General features: G+C 59.6%; 24 protein-coding genes and 1 pseudogene. 13 read left to right on the plus strand and 12 right to left on the minus strand.

Annotated elements, in window-relative coordinates:
- Window positions 1–4: 4 nt before the first annotated feature.
- The 4 genes and pseudogenes from J4D25_RS24475 to J4D25_RS27425 all read right to left on the minus strand — a co-directional run.
- Window positions 5–772, minus strand: coding sequence for a uroporphyrinogen-III synthase (locus J4D25_RS24475; RefSeq protein ID WP_057712790.1), 768 nt, complete (start codon window positions 770–772; stop codon window positions 5–7).
- Entirely contained in the window at window positions 769–1,710 is a 942-nt protein-coding gene (gene hemC / locus J4D25_RS24480; protein ID WP_057712789.1) for a hydroxymethylbilane synthase, read from the minus strand. The genes J4D25_RS24475 and hemC overlap by 4 nt, the downstream gene beginning before the upstream one ends.
- Window positions 1,711–1,848: 138 nt before the next feature.
- On the minus strand, window positions 1,849–2,595 hold the full coding sequence (locus tag J4D25_RS24485) for a LytTR family DNA-binding domain-containing protein (protein ID WP_057712788.1): 747 nt from the start codon (window positions 2,593–2,595) through the stop codon (window positions 1,849–1,851).
- A pseudogene (locus J4D25_RS27425) lies at window positions 2,592–2,714 on the minus strand (sensor histidine kinase); the annotation flags it as partial. The pseudogene J4D25_RS27425 and the gene J4D25_RS24485, both read right to left, overlap by 4 nt.
- Window positions 2,715–3,058: 344 nt before the next feature.
- Here J4D25_RS27425 and argH point away from each other — a divergent pair.
- Window positions 3,059–4,453, plus strand: a complete 1,395-nt coding sequence (gene argH, locus J4D25_RS24490) for an argininosuccinate lyase (RefSeq protein WP_008001478.1) — start codon at window positions 3,059–3,061, stop codon at window positions 4,451–4,453.
- Between the two features lie 119 nt (window positions 4,454–4,572).
- On the opposite strand, the gene J4D25_RS24495 is transcribed toward argH, so the two are convergent.
- Window positions 4,573–5,232, minus strand: coding sequence for a glutathione S-transferase family protein (locus J4D25_RS24495; RefSeq protein ID WP_057712787.1), 660 nt, complete (start codon window positions 5,230–5,232; stop codon window positions 4,573–4,575).
- A gap of 124 nt (window positions 5,233–5,356) precedes the next feature.
- Here J4D25_RS24495 and J4D25_RS24500 point away from each other — a divergent pair, with 124 nt between their 5' ends.
- From J4D25_RS24500 to J4D25_RS24510, 3 genes are all read left to right on the plus strand, one after another.
- The gene (locus J4D25_RS24500; protein WP_057712786.1) at window positions 5,357–5,641 is read left to right on the plus strand and encodes a hypothetical protein; all 285 of its coding nucleotides are present in this window, start codon (window positions 5,357–5,359) and stop codon (window positions 5,639–5,641) included.
- A 209-nt stretch (window positions 5,642–5,850) separates the two neighbouring features.
- On the plus strand, window positions 5,851–6,096 hold the full coding sequence (locus J4D25_RS24505; RefSeq protein WP_057712785.1) for a TIGR02647 family protein: 246 nt from the start codon (window positions 5,851–5,853) through the stop codon (window positions 6,094–6,096).
- 194 nt (window positions 6,097–6,290) lie between these two features.
- Window positions 6,291–9,134, plus strand: coding sequence for a class I adenylate cyclase (locus J4D25_RS24510; RefSeq protein WP_057712784.1), 2,844 nt, complete (start codon window positions 6,291–6,293; stop codon window positions 9,132–9,134).
- A 7-nt stretch (window positions 9,135–9,141) separates the two neighbouring features.
- Here the strand turns inward: J4D25_RS24510 and rnk are convergent, their stop codons facing one another.
- The 3 genes from rnk to cyaY all read right to left on the minus strand — a co-directional run bounded on the left by rnk (window position 9,142) and on the right by cyaY (window position 10,375).
- Window positions 9,142–9,552 (minus strand): nucleoside diphosphate kinase regulator, encoded by a 411-nt coding sequence (gene rnk / locus J4D25_RS24515; RefSeq protein WP_057712783.1) that lies wholly within the window; start codon window positions 9,550–9,552, stop codon window positions 9,142–9,144.
- A 267-nt stretch (window positions 9,553–9,819) separates the two neighbouring features.
- Entirely contained in the window at window positions 9,820–10,038 is a 219-nt protein-coding gene (locus tag J4D25_RS24520; protein WP_079246817.1) for a DUF1289 domain-containing protein, read from the minus strand.
- Between the two features lie 4 nt (window positions 10,039–10,042).
- Window positions 10,043–10,375, minus strand: coding sequence for an iron donor protein CyaY (gene cyaY / locus J4D25_RS24525; RefSeq protein ID WP_057712782.1), 333 nt, complete (start codon window positions 10,373–10,375; stop codon window positions 10,043–10,045).
- A gap of 209 nt (window positions 10,376–10,584) precedes the next feature.
- On the opposite strand from cyaY, the gene J4D25_RS24530 reads away from it, so the two are divergent.
- From J4D25_RS24530 to J4D25_RS24555, 6 genes are read left to right on the plus strand one after another with little or no spacing between them, the layout of a single operon-like run.
- A complete protein-coding gene (locus tag J4D25_RS24530; protein WP_007980804.1) occupies window positions 10,585–10,761 on the plus strand; it encodes a lipoprotein in 177 nt (58 codons plus the stop codon).
- A 12-nt stretch (window positions 10,762–10,773) separates the two neighbouring features.
- Window positions 10,774–12,021, plus strand: coding sequence for a diaminopimelate decarboxylase (gene lysA / locus J4D25_RS24535; RefSeq protein WP_057712781.1), 1,248 nt, complete (start codon window positions 10,774–10,776; stop codon window positions 12,019–12,021).
- A gap of 4 nt (window positions 12,022–12,025) precedes the next feature.
- The gene (dapF, locus tag J4D25_RS24540; RefSeq protein WP_057712780.1) at window positions 12,026–12,856 is read left to right on the plus strand and encodes a diaminopimelate epimerase; all 831 of its coding nucleotides are present in this window, start codon (window positions 12,026–12,028) and stop codon (window positions 12,854–12,856) included.
- Window positions 12,857–12,869: 13 nt separating this feature from the next.
- Window positions 12,870–13,595, plus strand: coding sequence for a DUF484 family protein (locus J4D25_RS24545; protein ID WP_015097340.1), 726 nt, complete (start codon window positions 12,870–12,872; stop codon window positions 13,593–13,595).
- 2 nt (window positions 13,596–13,597) lie between these two features.
- On the plus strand, window positions 13,598–14,497 hold the full coding sequence (gene xerC, locus J4D25_RS24550) for a tyrosine recombinase XerC (RefSeq protein WP_057712779.1): 900 nt from the start codon (window positions 13,598–13,600) through the stop codon (window positions 14,495–14,497).
- Window positions 14,494–15,201 (plus strand): HAD family hydrolase, encoded by a 708-nt coding sequence (locus J4D25_RS24555; RefSeq protein WP_057712778.1) that lies wholly within the window; start codon window positions 14,494–14,496, stop codon window positions 15,199–15,201. The genes xerC and J4D25_RS24555 overlap by 4 nt, the downstream gene beginning before the upstream one ends.
- 186 nt (window positions 15,202–15,387) lie before the next feature.
- On the opposite strand, the gene sutA is transcribed toward J4D25_RS24555, so the two are convergent.
- The 4 genes from sutA to glnK all read right to left on the minus strand — a co-directional run bounded on the left by sutA (window position 15,388) and on the right by glnK (window position 18,163).
- Window positions 15,388–15,711, minus strand: a complete 324-nt coding sequence (sutA, locus tag J4D25_RS24560; RefSeq protein ID WP_008050867.1) for a transcriptional regulator SutA — start codon at window positions 15,709–15,711, stop codon at window positions 15,388–15,390.
- Between the two features lie 101 nt (window positions 15,712–15,812).
- A complete protein-coding gene (locus J4D25_RS24565) occupies window positions 15,813–16,238 on the minus strand; it encodes a secondary thiamine-phosphate synthase enzyme YjbQ (RefSeq protein ID WP_057712777.1) in 426 nt (141 codons plus the stop codon).
- Window positions 16,239–16,451: 213 nt separating this feature from the next.
- Window positions 16,452–17,789 (minus strand): ammonium transporter, encoded by a 1,338-nt coding sequence (locus J4D25_RS24570; RefSeq protein ID WP_057712776.1) that lies wholly within the window; start codon window positions 17,787–17,789, stop codon window positions 16,452–16,454.
- A 35-nt stretch (window positions 17,790–17,824) separates the two neighbouring features.
- Complete coding sequence (gene glnK, locus J4D25_RS24575) at window positions 17,825–18,163, minus strand: P-II family nitrogen regulator (protein WP_002555808.1); 339 nt, start codon at window positions 18,161–18,163, stop codon at window positions 17,825–17,827.
- 409 nt (window positions 18,164–18,572) lie between these two features.
- Between glnK and J4D25_RS24580 the strand changes: the two genes are divergently transcribed.
- The 3 genes from J4D25_RS24580 to J4D25_RS24590 all read left to right on the plus strand — a co-directional run bounded on the left by J4D25_RS24580 (window position 18,573) and on the right by J4D25_RS24590 (window position 20,644).
- The gene (locus tag J4D25_RS24580) at window positions 18,573–18,833 is read left to right on the plus strand and encodes an accessory factor UbiK family protein (RefSeq protein ID WP_046038993.1); all 261 of its coding nucleotides are present in this window, start codon (window positions 18,573–18,575) and stop codon (window positions 18,831–18,833) included.
- 461 nt (window positions 18,834–19,294) lie between these two features.
- Window positions 19,295–19,741, plus strand: coding sequence for a hypothetical protein (locus J4D25_RS24585; RefSeq protein ID WP_079246695.1), 447 nt, complete (start codon window positions 19,295–19,297; stop codon window positions 19,739–19,741).
- A 102-nt stretch (window positions 19,742–19,843) separates the two neighbouring features.
- Window positions 19,844–20,644 (plus strand): hypothetical protein, encoded by an 801-nt coding sequence (locus J4D25_RS24590; protein ID WP_241781123.1) that lies wholly within the window; start codon window positions 19,844–19,846, stop codon window positions 20,642–20,644.
- Window positions 20,645–20,697 lie beyond the last annotated feature (53 nt).

The raw sequence follows: 20,697 nt of genomic DNA on the forward strand, positions 1-20,697 counted from the left end.
TGCATTAGAAAACGGGTACGGGATGCTCCCGTAACGCCGTCAGCAAGGCCGCGGCACTGGCGCCACGACAATCCACAACTGTTTTGGCCCCGGCGGCACGCGCCAGCTCGGCAACCCTGGGGCTCGGTACAAACAACGGCAACCGCGCCAACTGCGGCCAGGCATCGCCGGCCAGTTGATGCAGGTGCTCAAAACCTTGTCCACTGCTGACCACCAGCCCGTTCAGGCGTTCCGCCTGGATCCGTTGCGGCAGCAGTGTCGGCGGGTAAATCGGCAATCCCCGGCGGTACAGCTCCAGATACTCGACACTAGCACCAAGCTCACGCAAACGCTCAGCCAGCAACTCGCGCCCGCCCTCCCCGCGCAGGATCAGCACTCGTGCATCGGGTTGTGCGATAGCCTCGCGCAGTCGGGAAAGTTCGAGCAAGGCTTCACTGTCATCGCCTTCTGCCGGGAAGCTCACGTCCAGCCCGTGATCCCCGAGGATCTGCGCGGTCGCCGCGCCGACGCTGAACCACTTCACACCGGGCGGTGTTGGCCAATACCGCTCGAGCAGTTCGACGCCGATCCGGGCGGCCGGCTTGCTGACCACGATGACGGCGCAGAACTGATCCAGCGCCAGAATCACCTGGCGCATTGTGTCAGTGGCCTCAATGGGCATGATGTCCAAAAGCGGCAGACTGTTACTGAATATCCCCTGCTCGGCCAAAAAACCGCTCAGCGCCGCCGCTTCTTCGGCGGGACGCGTCAGCAGCAAGCGCCAGCCGATCACTCGTGACCAGCCTCGCCATAGACCGCTTTGAGGATGGCGTCGGCACCCTGGCTGAGCAGGTCTTCGGCGACTCGCACACCCAGTGCCTCGGCATCGCCGCGAGGGGCGCGGGCTTGTGCGCTGAGCAGCAGGCCACCGCCTGGATCGCCCACCAGTCCGCGCAACCAGACCTGGTCACCCTCCAGCACGGCGTAGCAGGCAATCGGCACCTGGCAGCCGCCATTGAGGTGCTTGTTGAGGGCTCGTTCGGCGGTCACGCGGGTGGCGGTGTCCTGGTGGTGCAGGGGTGTCAGCAACGCATGGATTTCACTGTCGGCGCTGCGGCATTCGATACCCACCGCGCCCTGGCCACCGGCCGGAAGGCTGTCGTCGACGCTGATGGCCGAGGTGATGCGGTCTTCGAATCCCAGACGGATCAGGCCGGCAGCGGCGAGGATGATGGCGTCGTATTCGCCGGCATCGAGCTTGGCCAGGCGGGTGTTGACGTTGCCGCGCAGGAAGCGGATTTCCAAGTCCGGGCGACGGGTCAGCAATTGAGCCTGGCGGCGCAGGCTGGAGGTACCGACGATGCTGCCCTGGGGCAACTCATCCAGGTTGGTGTAAGTGTTGGAAACGAAGGCATCGCGCGGGTCTTCCCGCTCGCAGATACAGAACAGACCGAGGCCTTCGGGGAAGTCCATCGGCACGTCCTTCATGGAGTGCACGGCGATGTCGGCCTCATTTTCCAGCAGCGCGGTTTCGAGTTCCTTGACGAACAGGCCCTTGCCGCCGATTTTCGACAGCGGAGAGTCAAGCAGCTTGTCACCACGGCTGACCATGGGGACGAGAGTCACCAGCAGGCCCGGATGGGCTGCTTCAAGACGGGCCTTGACGTATTCGGCCTGCCACAGGGCGAGAGCGCTTTTGCGGGTGGCGATGCGGATCTGGCGAGAGGACATGGATCAATCCGTACTGAATAGATATGACGGATAATAACAGCTAAGCCAAATCCACTTTGACTTGTATCAGATACTACTCGGCCTCCCTGGCCCCGGATGTCCGGCAATCGGGTGTGAAATTGGCCTGCGAACAGCTTTTTAAAGCTGTTGCATCATTTTGCGTACCCCAGCCACATGACGACGGCTGACGATCAGCGCATCACCGTTGAGGCCTTTGAGGAACAGCTGAAAATGCCCCAGGGGTGTGCGTTGCAATCGCTCGATACGCTCGCGGGCAACCAGTGCATTGCGATGAATACGCACGAAACGGTCACCGAATTCATCTTCGAGGGCCTTGAGCGGCTCATCGAGCAACACTTCGCCGCTTTCGTGGCGCAAGGTCACGTATTTGTGGTCGGCAATGAAATACACCACCTGATCCAGCGGAATCAGCTCGATCCCTTTACGGGTTCGGGCGCTGATATGGCTGCGCGGGCCGTTGCCGCTTTCGGCAGCAGGGCGGGTCAGGGCGGAGAGCTGGGCACGATTGGGGCGCTCGGCTCTCTTTAATGCGTCATGTAATTGTTCAGTTCTCACAGGTTTCACCAGATAGCCTACGGCGCTGGCCTGTAAGGCTTCCACGGCAAATTCATCGGGCCCGGCGCAGAACACCACGGCGGGGGGAGTTTCGCGTTCACACAACCGAGCAGCCACTTGCAGGCCATCCAGGCCGGGCATGCGGATATCGAGCAGCACGATATCCGGCTTGTGGCTGTCGATCAGTGCCAACGCCTCTTCGCCATTCGTGGCACTAGGCTCCAGGACACTGTACCCCTCGAGTTCGCCAACCATTCGGCTCAGGCGCTCGCGGGCCAAGGGTTCGTCATCAACGATCAGGACATTCATATTGCGCTGGATTCCTGCGTGAGTCTCGCACAAGGATAGCGTAGACAGGTGAAGTGACGTCCGTCACCGCGATCCACGCTAAGACTAGCGCGAGCGTCAAAAAGTGCCGCTGGTCCGGCGGCTAAATTTTCATCTGCCGGGCGATTGGCGGCCCAGGCCCGCGTTGGCGATGCATCGCCACAGGGTTTGCTGATACGCAATATGAACACCCCACTCTTCTTATAGTCAGCGGCTGCACCGAGAAAATGCGCTGATCCTACTGTCCAACTGTAGACGGTTGCCGGGACGATATTGCTCAATTGGAAAATATCGTTCGGCAAAAATGCGTGGCTCTTGCCCCGGCCCGGTCCTTCTCTCCCCAAAAAAAACGTATCGACCAGTGTCAGCGACAGGATTGGCAACCCTGTTATTATCCGCGCCAGCGTTCCACGCCTTCTTACTTCAAGCCGATACGAGCGAATTCATGAGCACTGACAAGACCAATCAGTCCTGGGGCGGCCGCTTCAGTGAACCCGTCGACGCCTTCGTCGCCCGCTTCACCGCCTCCGTCACCTTCGACCAGCGCCTGTATCGCCACGACATCATGGGCTCGATCGCCCACGCCACCATGCTGGCCAAGGTCGGCGTGCTGACCGATGCCGAGCGCGACAGCATCATCGATGGCCTGAACACCATCCAGGGCGAAATCGAGGCCGGTCAGTTCGACTGGCGCATCGACCTCGAAGACGTCCACATGAACATCGAGGCGCGCCTGACCGACCGCATCGGCGTGACCGGTAAAAAACTGCACACAGGCCGCAGCCGTAACGATCAGGTCGCCACCGACATCCGTCTGTGGCTGCGTGACGAGATCGACCTGATCCTGGCTGAAATCACCCGCCTGCAAAAAGGCCTGCTGGAGCAGGCCGAGCGCGAAGCCGCAAGCATCATGCCGGGGTTCACCCACCTGCAGACCGCACAACCGGTGACGTTCGGGCACCACATGCTGGCCTGGTTCGAAATGCTCAGCCGCGACTACGAACGCCTGGTCGACTGCCGCAAGCGCACCAACCGCATGCCACTGGGCAGCGCGGCGCTGGCCGGCACCACCTACCCGATCGATCGCGAATACACCGCCCAACTCCTGGGTTTCGACGCGGTTGGCGGCAATTCGCTGGACAACGTCTCCGATCGTGATTTCGCCATCGAATTCTGCTCGGCGGCCAGTATCGCGATGATGCACCTGTCGCGTTTCTCCGAAGAGCTGGTGCTGTGGACCAGCGCGCAGTTCCAGTTCATCGATCTGCCCGACCGTTTCTGCACCGGCAGCTCGATCATGCCGCAAAAGAAAAACCCGGACGTGCCGGAGCTCGTGCGTGGCAAGACCGGTCGCGTGTTCGGCGCGCTGATGGGCCTGCTGACCCTGATGAAAGGCCAGCCCCTGGCCTACAACAAGGACAACCAGGAAGACAAGGAACCGCTGTTCGACGCCGCCGACACCCTGCGCGACTCGCTGCGGGCCTTTGCCGACATGGTTCCGGCGATCAAGCCCAAGCACGCGATGATGCGCGAAGCGGCCCTGCGCGGCTTCTCCACCGCCACCGACCTGGCCGACTACCTGGTGCGTCGCGGCCTGCCATTCCGTGATTGCCACGAAATCGTTGGTCATGCCGTGAAGTACGGCGTGGACAGCGGCAAGGACCTGGCGGAAATGAGCCTGGAAGAACTGCGCAAGTTCAGCGACCAGATCGACCAGGACGTGTTCGCCGTGCTGACCCTGGAAGGCTCGGTCAATGCCCGTAACCACATCGGCGGCACCGCGCCGGCGCAGGTGAAGGCTGCAGTGGCTCGCGGTCAGGCGCTCCTCGCCAGCCGCTAAAAGCTTCGCGGGCAAGCCCGCTCCCACAAGGATCCAGTACTTGCCAAAAATCCATGGCAAACAAAGAAACCTGTGGGAGCGGGCTTGCCCGCGATGACTGACTTCAGAACGCCACAGAACTACTTTTTGGCAGCAATCATCGCCATGAACGCCGGCATCGCGGCCTCCCGGTCCGCCGCCACACGCTGCACATTCGGATTCCCCCCCAAAAACTCCAGCAGCGCCTTGGCCTTTGGCATCTCGGCCAACAGATCGATGCCAAACAACTTCTTGGCGACCCCACAAGCCAGCGGCACGCTGAACAGGAAATACAGATCCGCCACGCTCAAGCTGTCGCCAGCCACGTAAGGGCTGAATTTGGCATGCCGGCCCAGCGCAGCCATCCCCAACAACAATTCGGCTTTGGTTTTTTCCTTGATCGCATCCGGCAGGGTCATGCCGAAAAAGGCTTCGGGATAGCAGGCCCGGCCTGGCAATTCGATGTACAGCTCGATTTCCTTGGCCAGTGCCAGCACCTGCGCGCGCTCGAACGGATCGCTCGGCAGCAGCGGCGTGCCTTTCTGGCTTTGCTCGATGTATTCGAGGATCACGCTGGTTTCATTGATGAAGCCCTGCTCTACCTGCAGCACCGGGACCTTTCCGCGAGGGCTGATGGCCAGTGCCTCGGGGCTGGTGCCAGCGTAAAACGGTACTTCTTCGAAGGGCAGGCCTTTTTCCAGCAGCGCCAGTTTGACCATGTTGTAGTAGTTACTGACGGAGAATCCATAAAGCTTGATCATCACAAAGCCTCCAGGCCATGCGGGGTGGGCAGTGCCTGTTTATAGAACGCTGCCGGGATTCTTGCCAGCAGCATCACGCCGCTGAATGCGGGTAAACTGGCCGCCTTTCCCTGAGGAGCCTGCCATGAGCGAGCCAACCGATATCGACAACGACGAAGAAGAGTTCGCCGAAACCACCCTGATCCAGGCCATCGAAAACCAGATCGAAAGCGACAACCCGCCGGCTGCCAAGGCGACGTTCAACAAGCTGACGCTGGTGGGTTACGAGCGGGAAGAAATCCTCAACTTGATGGCCCACGTTTTGGCGGTAGAAATCGACGCGATCCTCGAAGAAGACCGCGCGTTCAACACCGAATGGTACGAAGCTGCCCTGCGCGCCTTGCCCGAGTTGCCGCCAGAAAAGCAGTAAGCCCACACCTCCCTGTAGGAGCGAGCTTGCTCGCGAAAAACCCGAGAGCGCCACGGGGCATCTGGTTTTACGCGTCATCGTTGACGACCTTCGCGAGCAAGCTCGCTCCTACAGAGGAAAAAAACCCTGTCGCGAGCACTGGACATGCCGGACAAGCGGGTTCACCTTAGGGGCGCTGTCGTCCAATTCCTAGAAAGTCTGGAGTCCTTATGTCGCTTACCCCTGAGTTGGTTGCCGAACTGGAAGTCCTCGCACTCTTCAACCTGGACAGTTCCCAGGAAGGTCTGAAAATTCATCAGACCGCTGCCCCGAAACACATTGCCGCCGCCAAACGCCTCTTTGAAAAAGAACTGACCGACCAGCCTGATGGCGGTTACCTGACCAGCCTGGGTCGTGACGCCGCGCAAAATGTGCAAACCGTGCTGACCATTCTTAACGCCGAAGTAACAGCCTGAATTCTGCCGCATCGCCCACGGAGACCCCGATCCAGGGATTTCCGCGGGCACATCCCCCTGATTTCTGTCTGCAGCCGATAGAAATCTGACGCCAGAAAAACAAAATCAGCTTAAAAGTCGTCGCCTCAAGGCGCTAAACTGCCCCTCATCCGAAGAGTCCCACGTCCGAGCCCTGCGAGCCGGTTTGAGCTGACATGACGCGCACCGACGAAATCCGCCCCGATCTGGACGAGGGAATCGACCGCAAGGTTCTCAGCCAGCTGCGCGCACGTTTTCTGAAACTCAACGAAGGGCGAATGGCTCGCGCCATGGAAGGGTTGTCGACCCGCCAGCAAGGGGTCCTGACCTTGCTGCCGCTGTTTTTCCACGTTAACCATCCGCTGTTGCCCGGTTACGTTTCCGGCAGTACGCCGGCCGGGCTGTCGAATTTCGAGCCGGATGCCAATGTCCTCGCTGAAGCCCAGCGCCTGACCCGCTCGTTTTCCTACAAGCCGCGCCACGGCAGCAACCCGCCGAGGCCGATTCACGGACTGTTCCTGATGGGCAGCCTCGGCACCCTGGCCCAGGCCGACCAGAGCGACATGGATGTGTGGGTCTGCCATGGACCGGACCTGACCGAAAACGAACTCGCCGAGCTGCGCAAGAAATGCCAGTTGCTGGAAGCCTGGGCCACCAGCCAGGGCGCCGAAGCGCATTTTTTCCTGATCGACCCGAGCCGTTTCGTCCGCGGTGAGCGCGATACCCAGCTGAGTTCGGAAGATTGCGGCACCACCCAGCACTACCTGTTGCTGGACGAGTTTTACCGCACCGCGATCTGGCTCGCCGGGCGCACACCGATCTGGTGGCTGGTGCCGGTCTACGAAGAGTCGAGCTACGACCGCTACACCCATGCCTTGATCTCCAAACGCTTCATCCGTGCCGATGAAACCCTCGACCTCGGCAACCTGGCCTACATCCCGCCCGGCGAATTCATCGGTGCCGGGCTCTGGCAGTTGTTCAAGGGCATCGAGTCGCCCTACAAGTCGGTGCTCAAGCTGTTGCTGACGGAGGTTTACGCCAGTGAACACCCCAGGGTCCATTGCCTGAGCCTGCGCTTCAAGCAAGCGGTGTTCGCCAACCGCCTCGACCTCAACGAACTGGATCCGTATGTCGTGGTGTATCGGCGCATCGAGGAATACCTGATCGCCCGCAACGAACCGGAACGGCTGGAACTGGTGCGGCGCGCGCTGTACCTGAAGGTCAATCGCAAACTCACCGGCAACAGCCGCACCCAGAGCTGGCAGCGCTCCTTGCTCGAACGCCTGGCCCATGAATGGCACTGGGACCAGCGTCAACTGACCCTGCTCGACAGCCGCAGCCAGTGGAAAGTCCGCCAGGTCAGCTCCGAGCGGCGGGCACTGGTCAACGAGCTGAACTACAGCTACCGCTTCCTCACCCAGTTTGCCCGTCACGAACAAACGGTCAGCCGCATCAACAAGCGCGACCTGAGTGTCCTCGGCCGTCGCCTGTACGCCGCTTTCGAGCGCAAGGCCGGTAAAGTCGAATTCATCAATCCCGGCATCGCCCCGGACCTGGCTGAAGACACCCTGACGCTGGTGCACGCACCGAACAAGAAAGAGCCGGGGCAAAGCCAGTGGGGCTTGTACAACGGCAGCCTGACGGCACTGGAGTGGGAGCATTTCGCGCCGATCAAACGCAGCCGTCACTTGCTCGAACTGCTGACCTGGTGCCACCGCAATGGCGTGATCGACAGCAGTACCCGCCTGGCCTTGCACCCCGGCACCAGCGACTTGAGCGAATTCGAACTGTTCAACCTGCTCGGCAGCCTGCAACAGACCATCGCCCTGCCCTTGCCCACCGTCGCCGAGGAACCTCTGTTGCGCGCCAGCGTGCCGGGTGAAGTGCTGATCCTGGTGAATGTCGGCATCGATCCGCTCAAGCACCATCGCGACCTGAACATCCTCATGACCACCGAGCGCACCGACTCCCTGAGCTACGCCGGTGTCCGGGAAAATCTGGTGCTGACTCTGGACCAGGTCACGCTCAATAGCTGGAACGAAGTGTTGGTCGGCCGCTACGACGGCCCCCACGCCCTGCTCGACTGCATCCGCGACTACCTCAAAAACCTGCCGGCCGGACCACAACAGCCGAAGCTGCGGGTGCGTTGCTTCTGCCATAACCGCGCGCAGTTCATTGCCCAACGGGTGGAAGAAATCCTCGATACCGCACAGAACCTGCTGCTCAGCCGGCTCAATCATCGCTACCTGATCCAGGTCCAGCAGCACTACCACGTGCTGGAGTTGGTGCCGGGCCAGGTCCAGCACATCGCGCTGGCCACTCTGCCGGCGCTGATCGATTACCTGGGCGAAGAAATGGCGAGCTACAGCCCGTTGCACCTCGATCCGAAGGCACTGGAAGACCACGACCTTGCGCTGTTCCTGCCAACGGGCCAACCGGACTGCATTCAAGTGTTCTATAGGGTCAACGAAGATCAGGCTGATCTGTACGTGCTCGATGAGTTCAACGCCCTGTGGCAGCAACGCCTGCCCTGGCACGATGAGCAAAGCCTGCTGGTGCCGCTGCAGCGTTTCCTGCAATCGATCCAGTACCGTCGCGATGCCTTGTTGCCGATGGACGCAGCCCACCCCTTGAACCTCGACACCCTGTATTGCCAGTTGCTGCCGTCAGGCCCCGGCCGGGCACGCCGCATCGAAGCCCGGCCGGTGCCGCAGACGCCAGTGAACAAGCCGTTCTACGACGTGCAGGCGATCGTCGGCAAAGCCGCACCGGGTCAGGTGCAGGTGACGCTGTATTGCAATCAACGGGAATTTTCAGAGCTGGAACATGGCGACCAGTTGTTCCGCGTGGTCGCCCGGGAAATCGTCGGGCAGCGCCGGGAAACCGAACGCTACCGCTGCTACATCACCGACCTCGACCTGTCAGGCCTGCTCGGCGAAGGTCAGAGTTCCACCCATCTGTACCTGCGCTACAAAGCCGACCTGGAGCACGCATTGAACGAGGCGCTCGATCAGGTCTGAGGGGGAGTCACTCCGGGAACGCGCCGCCATTGGCCGGCTGCGATTCGACTTCCAGCAGTGTCAGCTTCAGGGTCTTGCCGCCCGGAGCTGGCCAATCGATGTGCTGGCCAACCTTCAGGCCGAGCAGCGCGCTGCCCACCGGCGCCAGGATCGAGACCTTGCCTTCGTCGGCGTTCGCATCCTTGGGGTACACCAGGGTCAGGTGGTAGTCCTTGCCACTGCCTTCTTCGCGGCAATGCACACGGGAATTCATGGTCACGACATCCGCCGGCACTTCATCGTGGCCGACCACGGTATCGGCGCGATCCAGTTCGGTTTGCAGCGCAATAACGCCCGGCAGCGTGTCGTCCAGGCTGTCGATCAGACGCTCCAGACGCTGGACGTCCAGACGGGTAAGGGTGATGGAAGGTGAGGTCATGATCTGGGCAGACTCCTTTCTTCTGCACGAAAAAAGCAAAACCCCGCCAGAAAAAGGCGGGGTTTTCACAAGCCTCGATGGGTTGAGGCGTTTCTGGACACTATCACAGCTCAAAAAATATACAAGTCATGGCCAAACCGACGCTATGGACTTGTAGAGAACTCCTGTGGCGAGGGGGCTTGCCCCCGTTCGGCTGCGCAGCAGCCGTAAAAACTTGGGGCCGCTACGCGACCCAACGGGGGCAAGCCCCCTCGCCACAATGACTCACTAGACTGAAGCTTTGCGGTGGGCAGCCTGCGCACAAATCACCCGCCTACGCTCGTCATCAGCCGAGCGCCACTCACGAATATCTTCGACATGGCGGAAGCAGCCCAGACACACTTTCTGCTCGTCCAGCCGGCACACACCGCTGCAGGGCGACGGTACCGCCGGGCTGACATTGCTGTAGAGCGGTTTGGGCGCACGGACAGGCGCAGGCTGGGTCACGATCTCACAGGCCTTCGAAATCGAGTTCGACACCGGCCTGCTGCTGGACGATACGCTCAAGCATTTCACCCAACTGCTCTTCGCTCTTGTCGCACATCCAGCGCTCGCTTTCTTCGTCGTAGTCGAAGTGGAAACCACCGGATACCGCTGCCAGCCACAGCTGGCGCAGCGGCTCCTGGCGACTGAAGATCAACTGGCTGCCGTTCTCGAACTTGACCGTCAGCACACCGGCCGAGCTTTCGAGGTCGATATCCAGGTCGCTCTCGTCAAAGATGTCCTCCAGGGATTGCTGGGTGGCATCGACCAGGTCATGGAAACGCGCTTCGGACAAACTCATTACGGCAACCTCAAAAAGTGTCTGATCAGGCTCAAGCGCCGCAAGATACGACCGAGCTCCGTCGATTGCAAAGGATAACGACCTGTGGGATTGCATGATACCGACCGGCATCGGGCCGAGCCCCGCCGGACGGGCGGTCCGTTGCATAGGCAAGCTGCCGGGTGGCCGGTATACTCCGGCGCAATTAATGCATTTTCAAGGATTTCGCCATGAAGCGCCTGATCTCTTCCCTTGCTGCGCTCCTCGCGGTTGCCTGCCTTGTGTCGGCCTGCGGTCAAAAAGGCCCGCTGTACCTGCCCGATGAAGACCAGGACCCTGTGGAGCAAGCCAAGTCGTCGCAGCAGCAGCCTGCCTCCAAAGCACACAAGCACGACGTCTACCAATAATAAGGGAACCTCATGGACGCTTTTAACTACCGTGACGGTGAACTGTTCGCGGAAGGTGTTGCCCTGTCTGCCATCGCCGAGCGCTTTGGTACACCCACCTACGTTTACTCGCGCGCGCACATCGAAGCCCAATACCTGGCTTACGCCGATGCGCTGGTCGGCACACCGCACCTGGTGTGCTACGCGGTCAAGGCCAACTCCAACCTGGGTGTCCTGAATGTCCTGGCGCGTCTTGGCGCCGGTTTCGACATCGTCTCCCGTGGCGAGCTGGAACGCGTACTGGCCGCTGGCGGCAGCGCCGACAAGATTGTGTTCTCCGGCGTCGGCAAGACCCGCGACGACATGCGTCGCGCCCTGGAAGTCGGCGTGCACTGCTTCAACGTCGAATCCACCGACGAGCTGGAACGCCTGCAGGTGGTCGCCGCCGAACTGGGCGTTCGCGCGCCGATTTCGCTGCGCGTGAACCCGGACGTCGATGCCGGCACCCACCCGTACATTTCCACCGGTCTCAAAGAGAACAAGTTCGGCATCGCCATCGCCGACGCCGAAGACGTGTACGTGCGTGCCGCGCAGCTGCCGAACCTGGAAGTGGTCGGCGTCGATTGCCACATCGGCTCGCAACTGACCACCCTGCCGCCGTTCATCGACGCTCTCGACCGCCTGCTGGGCCTGGTCGATCGCCTTGGCGATTGCGGCATCTACCTGCGCCACATCGATCTCGGTGGTGGCCTGGGCGTGCGATACAAGGACGAGGAGCCGCCACTGGCTGCCGACTACATCAAGGCCGTGCGCGAACGTCTCGACGGTCGTGACCTGGCGCTGGTGTTCGAGCCGGGCCGCTTCATCGTCGCCAACGCCGGCGTGCTGCTGACTCAGGTCGAGTACCTCAAGCACACCGAACACAAAGACTTCGCCATTGTCGACGCCGCCATGAACGACCTGATCCGCCCGGCGCTGTATCAGGCCTGGATGGACGTCACCGCCGTGAGCCCGCGCACCTCCGCTGCCCGCGCCTACGACATCGTCGGCCCGATCTGCGAGACCGGCGACTTCTTGGCCAAGGATCGTCAGCTGGCGCTGGAGGAAGGCGACCTGCTGGCCGTGCATTCGGCCGGTGCCTACGGGTTTGTCATGAGTTCCAACTACAACACCCGCGGCCGTGCCGCAGAAGTGTTGGTGGACGGTGATCAGGCATTTGAAGTGCGTCGCCGTGAAACGGTAGCCGAGTTGTATGCTGGCGAAAGCCTGCTGCCGGAGTAAAACCATGCTGCTGCGTTTTACCAAGATGCACGGCCTGGGCAATGATTTCATGGTCCTCGACCTGGTCAGCCAGCACGCGCACATTCTGCCCAAGCATGCCAAGCAATGGGGTGACCGGCACACCGGCATCGGTTTCGACCAGTTGCTGATCGTTGAAGCGCCGAGCAACCCGGACGTGGATTTCCGCTATCGGATCTTCAACTCCGACGGTTCCGAAGTGGAACAGTGCGGCAACGGTGCGCGCTGCTTCGCCCGTTTCGTGCTCGACAAGCGCCTGACTGCAAAACGTGTGATTCGCGTCGAGACCAAAAGCGGCGTCATCGAGCTCGACGTGCGTAACGACGGCCAGATCAGCGTCAACATGGGCGCCCCGCGCCTGGTACCGGCGGATATTCCGTTCCAGGCACCGGAGCAGGCCAAGAGTTATCAGGTCGACGTCGACGGCACCCCGGTCGATCTGGCCGCCGTGTCCATGGGCAACCCCCATGCCGTGCTGCGGGTCAGCGATATCAACAACGCGCCGGTGCATGAACTGGGCCCGAAAATCGAACATCACCCGCGCTTCCCGGCACGGGTCAATGTCGGTTTTCTCCAGGTCATCGACCGGAGCCGCGCGCAATTGCGCGTCTGGGAGCGTGGAGCCGGGGAAACCCAGGCTTGCGGAACCGGCGCCTGTGCCGCCGCAGTGGCCGCGATCAGCCAGGGGTGGATGGATTCGCCGCTATTGATCGACCTGCCTGGCGGGCGCTTGTCCATCGAATGGGCAGGCCCTGGCCAACCGGTGATGATGACCGGCCCGGCAGTGCGCGTATATGAAGGACAAGTGCGTCTTTGAGTGAGCGAAATCCATGACCGACAAGCCTCAGGTACCCGCACGACAAGCTGACGAATCACCGTCCGAAAGCCTCGAGGCGGCGGCTGTAGCCGCGTACCTGGAGGCTCATCCGGACTTCTTCGTCGAGCACGAAGAACTGCTCCCGTCCCTGCGTATCCCCCATCGGCGCGGCGATACCGTGTCGCTGGTCGAGCGCCAGATGACCATCCTGCGCGACCGCAACATTGAACTGCGTCATCGCCTGTCGCATTTGATGGACGTGGCCCGGGACAACGACCGCCTGTTCGAAAAGACCCGTCGCCTGATCCTGGCATTGATGGATGCTGCCAGCCTGGAAGACGTGGTGATGTGCGTCGAAGACAGCCTGCGCCAGGAATTCCAGGTGCCCTTCGTCAGCCTCATCCTGCTCGGCGACAACGCCATGCCGGTGGGCCGCTGGGTCACACACGCCGAAGCTCAAGTGGCCATCGGCGGTTTGCTCTCGGAAGACAAAAGCGTCAGCGGCAGCCTGCGTGAGCATGAACTGGACTTCCTGTTCGGCGAAGAACAGCGCAAGCAGATCGGCTCCACCGCGGTTGTCGCCATCAGCCACCAGGGCATCCACGGCATCCTGGCCATCGCCAGCCGTGATCCGCAGCACTACAAAAGCTCGGTGGGCACCTTGTTCCTGAGCTACATCGCTGAAGTCATGGGTCGCGTGCTGCCACGGGTCAACAATTCCCTGCGCTCGGTACGCTGAACATGGAACGACAACTGGACGCTTACTGCGAACACCTGCGCAGTGAGCGGCAGGTGTCGCCGCACACACTGTCGGCCTACCGCCGCGACCTCGATAAAGTGCTGGGCTGGTGCGTCAAACAGAATATCGGCAGCTGGACGGCGCTGGACATCCAGCGCCTGCGTAGCCTGGTTGCCCGTCTGCACGCCCAAGGCCAATCGTCCCGCAGCCTGGCGCGATTACTGTCAGCCGTTCGCGGGCTCTATCACTACCTGAACCGCGAAGGCCTGTGCGACCACGATCCGGCCAATGGCCTCGTACCGCCCAAAGGCGAACGCCGCCTGCCGAAAACCCTCGACACCGACCGCGCCCTGCAACTGCTGGAAGGCGGGGTCGAGGATGACTTTCTGGCACGTCGGGACCAAGCGATTCTCGAGCTGTTCTATTCCTCCGGCTTGCGGCTTTCGGAGCTGACGGGGCTCAATCTCGATCAGCTCGATCTGGCTGACGGCATGGTCCAGGTGCTCGGCAAAGGCAGCAAGACCCGCCTGCTGCCTGTAGGAAAAAAGGCCCGCGAAGCGCTGGAGCAGTGGCTGCCATTGCGAGCCATGGCCAACCCGACGGACGATGCGGTGTTCGTCAGCCAGCAAGGCCGCCGCCTCGGCCCCCGGGCGATCCAGGTGCGGGTCAAGGCTGCCGGCGAGCGCGAACTGGGGCAGAACCTGCATCCGCACATGTTGCGACACTCCTTCGCCAGCCATTTGCTGGAATCGTCCCAGGACCTGCGCGCGGTGCAGGAACTGCTCGGACACTCGGACATCAAGACCACACAGATCTACACCCACCTGGACTTCCAGCATCTGGCAGCCGTCTACGACAGCGCCCACCCACGGGCCAAACGCATGAAAGGCGACGATTCATGAGTATTCAGTTGATCACCTTCGACCTCGACGACACCCTGTGGGACACCGCCCCGGTGATCGTCAGCGCCGAAGCCGTTTTGCGTGAATGGCTGACCGAGCACGCGCCCAACCTGGGGGCAGTGCCGGTGGAACATTTGTGGGCCATTCGTGAGCGCGTATTGAGCAACGAGCCTGGCCTCAAGCACCGCATCAGCGCCCTGCGTCGGCGGGTGCTGTTCCACGCACTGGAAGAGTCCGGTTATGGGCATGACGAAGCCTCGGACCTGGCGGACAAGAGTTTTGAAGTATTCCTGCATGCCCGGCATCAGATCGAAGTGTTTCCGGAGGTCGAACCGACCCTGGAAATCCTCGCCAATCATTACGCCCTCGGCGTGGTCACCAATGGCAACGCCGATGTGCGTCGGCTGGGCCTGGCGGATTACTTCAAGTTTGCGCTTTGCGCCGAAGACATCGGCATTGCCAAACCCGATGCGCGATTGTTCCAAGAGGCCTTGCAACGCGGTGGCGTGACCGCTGAATCGGCGGTGCACATTGGCGATCATCCAGGTGATGACATTGCCGGTGCGCAGCAGGCGGGAATGCGGGCGATCTGGTTCAACCCGGCGGGCAAGGTCTGGGAAGCCGAACGGTTGCCGGATGCGGAGATTCGCAGCCTGAGCGATTTGCCGGCATTGCTGGCGCGGTGGAATTCGGTATCGAACTGACAAAAAACCCGTGGGAGCGAGCTTGCTCGCGATGAGGGCTTAACATTCAAAATAAATGTTGCCTGACACTCCGCCATCGCGAGCAAGCTCGCTCCCACAGGGATCACCACAGGTTTCATGTTTTTTGTTTCAGGCATGAAAAAGCCCGCAGCGACGGCGGGCTTTTTCAGTAAGCGGGTAGCAGGCTCAGATAGGCCGGCTGCCGTACTTGTTGTCCGGCTTCTTGGGCGGATCGGCGACCACATTGGCCTCCACTTCCTGCACCTTGCCACCCTTGGCCAAAAACTCCTCCATGGCCCGCGCGAGAGCATCGCGCTCCTTGTTCTTGGCTTCGACACTCGGCAGCTCATCGACCGATACCGCTGCCTTGGCCTTGCCTTTGGCGGTCGGAACCGGCGCATCACCACCGTCGTCTTCAGCGACGTCTTCCGCCGCTGCTTCCAGACCTTCTTCGGTTTCGTCGTCGTCGCCTACTTCGAGGTCGTCGTTTTCCAGATCATCGTCGCTCATGTTCTACCTCATGACTTGCGAAAAGCAGATTAGTTATAGCCCAGCTTTGCCCTCTGTCGAAGGCTGCCGGAAAAAAATCAACAGCCGCTGCTGACCAGCGGTTATGCCCCTTCACCGTGCACGGTGGCGAGGACTTTACGGGCACCGCCATGATCACGGTGCTCGCCCAGATAAACGCCTTGCCAGGTCCCCAACGCCAACCGGCCTGCCGCAATCGGCAAACTGAGCTGACAGCCAAGCACGCTGGCCTTGAAGTGCGCCGGGAGGTCGTCCAGGCCTTCGTCGTTATGCTCATAGCCGTCTGTTCCTTGTGGGATCAGACGATTGAAGAATCGTTCGAAGTCGCGACGTACCGCCGGATCGGCGTTCTCGTTGATGGTCAACGACGCCGAGGTATGCTGCAGCCACAAGTGCAACAGACCGACCCGACACGCCTTGAGTTCAGGCAGGCCGGCGAGTAACTCGTCCGTTACCAGATGAAAGCCCCGGGGCCTCGCCCGCAAGGTAATCAGAGTCTGTTGCCACATACAGTTCTCCGCACGTTCGGGGCGCATTCTAGCGCGCTCTGTGAAAAAACAAAGGCCCTAATATTCCTTCAATCCTGTAAGCCTTTGGCTGCACAAAAACACCCGACGTAAACATCATAAAAGCTGTAGGAAAAAACCTTTCAGCTCAGCCTTCAACGACAAATTCCAGACAAAAAAATGCCCGGCAAGCCGGGCAGTTTTTTACGCGCTTGCTTACAAGTTGTAGCCGCGTTCGTTGTGAAGCGCCAGATCGATGCCGACCGCTTCTTCTTCTTCGTTGATACGCAGGCCCATGACCGCATCCAGCACCTTGAGGATGATGTATGTAGCGATCGCGGTGTAGATCACCGTGAAGCCCACGCCTTTGCACTGAATCCACACTTGTGCGGCGATGTCGGTCACGGTGCCGAAGCCACCCAGGGACGGAGCAGCGAACACACCGGTCAGGATTGCGCCGAGGATACCGCCGATACCGTGCACGCCGAAGGCATCCAGGGAATCGTCATAGCCGAGCTTGCGCTTGAGGGTGGTAGCGCAGAAGAAGCACACCACGCCAGCCGCCAGACCGATTACCAACGCGCCCATCGGGCCAACGGTGCCGGCAGCCGGGGTGATTGCCACCAGACCGGCAACCACGCCCGAAGCGATGCCCAGTGCGCTAGGCTTGCCGTGGGTGAGCCACTCGGCAAACATCCAGCCCAGTGCAGCAGCAGCGGTAGCGATTTGCGTCACCAGCATCGCCATGCCGGCGGTGCCGTTGGCCGCAGCGGCGGAACCGGCGTTGAAACCGAACCAGCCAACCCACAGCATGGCCGCGCCCATCAGGGTGTAACCGAGGTTGTGCGGCGCCATCGGCGTGGTCGGGAAACCCTTGCGCTTGCCCAGCACCAGGCAAGCAACCAGGCCTGCTACACCGGCGTTGATGTGCACCACGGTGCCGCCAGCGAAATCGAGCACGCCCCAGTCCCACATCAGGCCACCGTTGCCGGACCAGACCATGTGCGCAATCGGCGCATACACCAGGGTGAACCAGATACCCATGAAAATCAGCATCGCGGAGAACTTCATCCGCTCGGCGAACGCACCGACGATCAGCGCCGGGGTGATGATCGCGAAGGTCATCTGGAAGGTGATGAACACCGCCTCGGGGAACAGCGCTGCCGGGCCGGTCAGACTCGCTGGCGTGACACCCGCAAGGAACGCCTTGCCCATGCCGCCGAAGAACGAGTTGAAGTTGACGACGCCCTGCTCCATGCCCGTGGTGTCGAACGCGATGCTGTAGCCATAAATGACCCACAGGACGCTGATCAGACCGGTAATGGCGAAGCACTGCATCATCACGGAAAGAATGTTTTTCGACCGAACCATGCCGCCGTAGAACAGCGCGAGGCCGGGAATGGTCATGAACAGCACGAGAGCTGTCGAGGTCAACATCCAGGCGGTGTCGCCGGAGTTGAGGACTGGGGCCGCCACTTCGTCTGCCGCCAGAGCAAGGCTGGGCATTACGATGGACAACAGGGCTCCTAGCCCTGCGAATTTACGCAGAGTCATATTGTTTTCTCCTGGGGCGTTGGGTTTGTGGCGGCTTAGATCGCGTCGGTATCGGTTTCGCCGGTACGGATGCGAATCGCCTGTTCCAGATTGACCACGAAGATCTTGCCGTCACCGATCTTGCCGGTGTTGGCAGCCTTGGTGATGGCCTCGATTACCCGGTCCAGATCCTTGTCGTCGATGGCGACGTCGATCTTCACCTTGGGCAGGAAATCGACCACGTATTCCGCGCCGCGATACAGCTCGGTGTGACCCTTCTGCCGACCAAAGCCTTTGACTTCAGTGACGGTAATGCCCTGCACGCCGATCTCGGACAGCGACTCGCGTACGTCGTCCAGCTTGAACGGCTTGATGATGGCAGTGACTAGCTTCATGAAAACTCTCTCCCGAATTTGGTGGACTTGCCCCAGGAAAACAAACCCGTCTCAAGTCTAAGCGCAGTGCCTGGCTTTGTAACGCATCGTCGGCCCTGACCTGCCCGTCCGACGCCCCTCACGAAACACTCCCCCGCTTCGCTTGGCGCACTGCGTTCGTCACAGTGACTGCATCAGTGCATGGGTCATCAGGGTCTAAGCAGAAAGCTTGCCATCTCCATAAAAACTACTGTTTTCAAGCCTTTACCCGCAGATGACTGCTACTTCGCAACAATACCCGACGCGATACGCACTACAACGGTGCGACAGCGTCCGTCCCCATGCGCGAAAATCGTGCATCCCTTGCCCGCGCAAATGACTATAGACACTGCGTGATACACTGCCCGTCATTGTTTCCAGGACATTGCCCATGCTCGCGCCAAAAGACTTCCTCGACGCCCTCACCGGCACCGCCTCTCGCCTTTTCAGCGGCGACACGCCTCTGCCGAAAGCCGAAATCGAAAGCCAGTTCAAAATGTTGCTGCAGAGCGGCTTCAGTAAACTGGATCTGGTGAGTCGGGAAGAGTTCGATAGCCAGATGGTCGTACTGGCACGCACCCGCGCCCGCCTCGAAAGCCTCGAAGCGAAAGTCGCCGAGCTGGAAGCGAAACTGAACCCACCAACCGAATAACACCGCAAATGCTCACTGTGGAACCCAATCCACTGTGGGAGCGAGCCTGCTCGCGAAATGGTCGCCACGACCTTCAGACTCACCTGTAGGAATTGCCGCAACCTGCGCTCTTCAAGCCCGCAAGAATCCCGGCAACTTCCTACGAAGATCTCACTCCCCTTCCGATTGCGCCGCAAAGCTCCGGTTCCTAAGCTCACTCCCAACTGATTAGCCAGCAATGGGTTTGACGACTCGAACAGCACCCGACGCACCGTGACGACGTTCGAACCAGAGATTTATTCCTTTCTCGAATTATGGCCGTGCATGGGAGACCTTCGGGCCTGCCGGTATTTCCGCAGGCTCCGGTTCGCAAATCCGCTCGAAAAAGTTTAAGCCCATATTACATGGCTTAGATAATAGTTTGTGATGAGCACAACTTTTTAAATGGAATACTGTTACCAACACCACAAGGAGCAACACCCATGAAAATATCCAAGTCTTTAATTGCCGTTTTCGCATTGACTGCATTCCACATAAGTTCAGCGGCCGCTGGGCCGTCCGTTACAGTCACATTCAAGAACCTTGGAACACAGACTGCTACGTATACCCCCATAACAAACAACGAAGCTATAACGAAAGCAAACGCATCACCTACTCCACAAGCGTCCGTGATTGCAAATGACTCAGATACGTACGTCATACAAAGCCAGATATCACCTGATTACAATCATGCTAATTTGCGATATCAAATTGGTAACAAGAAATGTATTTATTTAGCTACATTTGTGACTACTCCTGGCTTTGGCGCGAGTAAAATTCCAAAGTGGAATAATACGGCCACGCCTAGTGGTGGGGCCACCTGCACCATCAAAGTAACTAATACAAATCCGTCCACCTATGCATGGTCAGTAGTACTCACCATGAAATAAAGCATGTAGCGATATTTAATGGGCTTGTAAGATCTTGATAAAGCATCAACATTTATTAGGCGATGCATCATATTTTAGTCATCGAACAGGGAGCAGAAAAGAATGGTTAATTCACTAAACAATTTTGCAGCTAACAGCGGCCAAGCGCTCGCTGGAACAAAAAAATTGACAGCGACTCCCGGCAAAAACCCAGGCGTCAACCAAAGCACACCCCAAGGCCCACTTGGCAACGCACGAGATAGTAGTACCGTTTCCACCCTAGCGAGCCAATTGAGCGAAGCCTCAGTACGCGCACAGGCCCGGGATGCACGCCTAACTAGAACGGAACTGAGCTCGATGGCTAATAACACATTCAACGAGTTAGTGAGTGCTAATTATACTGCCAATAAATCAACATACGACTCTGAAGTTCCTGACACAGATAATGCCACATTACTAGCGCGCGCCAAAAGTGCGACACAGTATACAAACGGACTCGGCAAAAATCCGTTTTCGGGGATGCCCATGGATCAGCTTGCCTTAATTACTTACGATGACAGCGGCACCTTTACCATCAATGAAAGACGGGCAGCACTGAAAGAGTCAGCCAAACAAGAATTTGCATGGCGACAGAAAGTGGTGGCCGAAGCAGAGTTTGAATACAACAACACTGGAAAACTCACAAACTTCTCCAAAAGTGTCCTTGACCATTACAAGGGCTTGCCCCCAGTTCAGCAAGCACAGTATCCAAACAACTACGAAGCCAAACTTAAGCACTGGATAGATTTAGACTTCAACTATTTTACGAATGTCGCAGAAGGTAAAAAGAAGATGGATGCCGAGAGCTTCGCCGGCAAAATCCTGGATGGCGATAATAGTTTGTTTGACGACACAACTCCTTCAAAACAAGCCACCTCAACATAAGTTGCTTGATTTACACGCGAAATAAATGCGCAGGGGGTGTGTCAGACTGGCTT

Origin of the sequence: Pseudomonas sp. GW456-L13 (assembly GCF_017350115.1) — a bacterium.
GTDB lineage: Bacteria > Pseudomonadota > Gammaproteobacteria > Pseudomonadales > Pseudomonadaceae > Aquipseudomonas > Aquipseudomonas jessenii.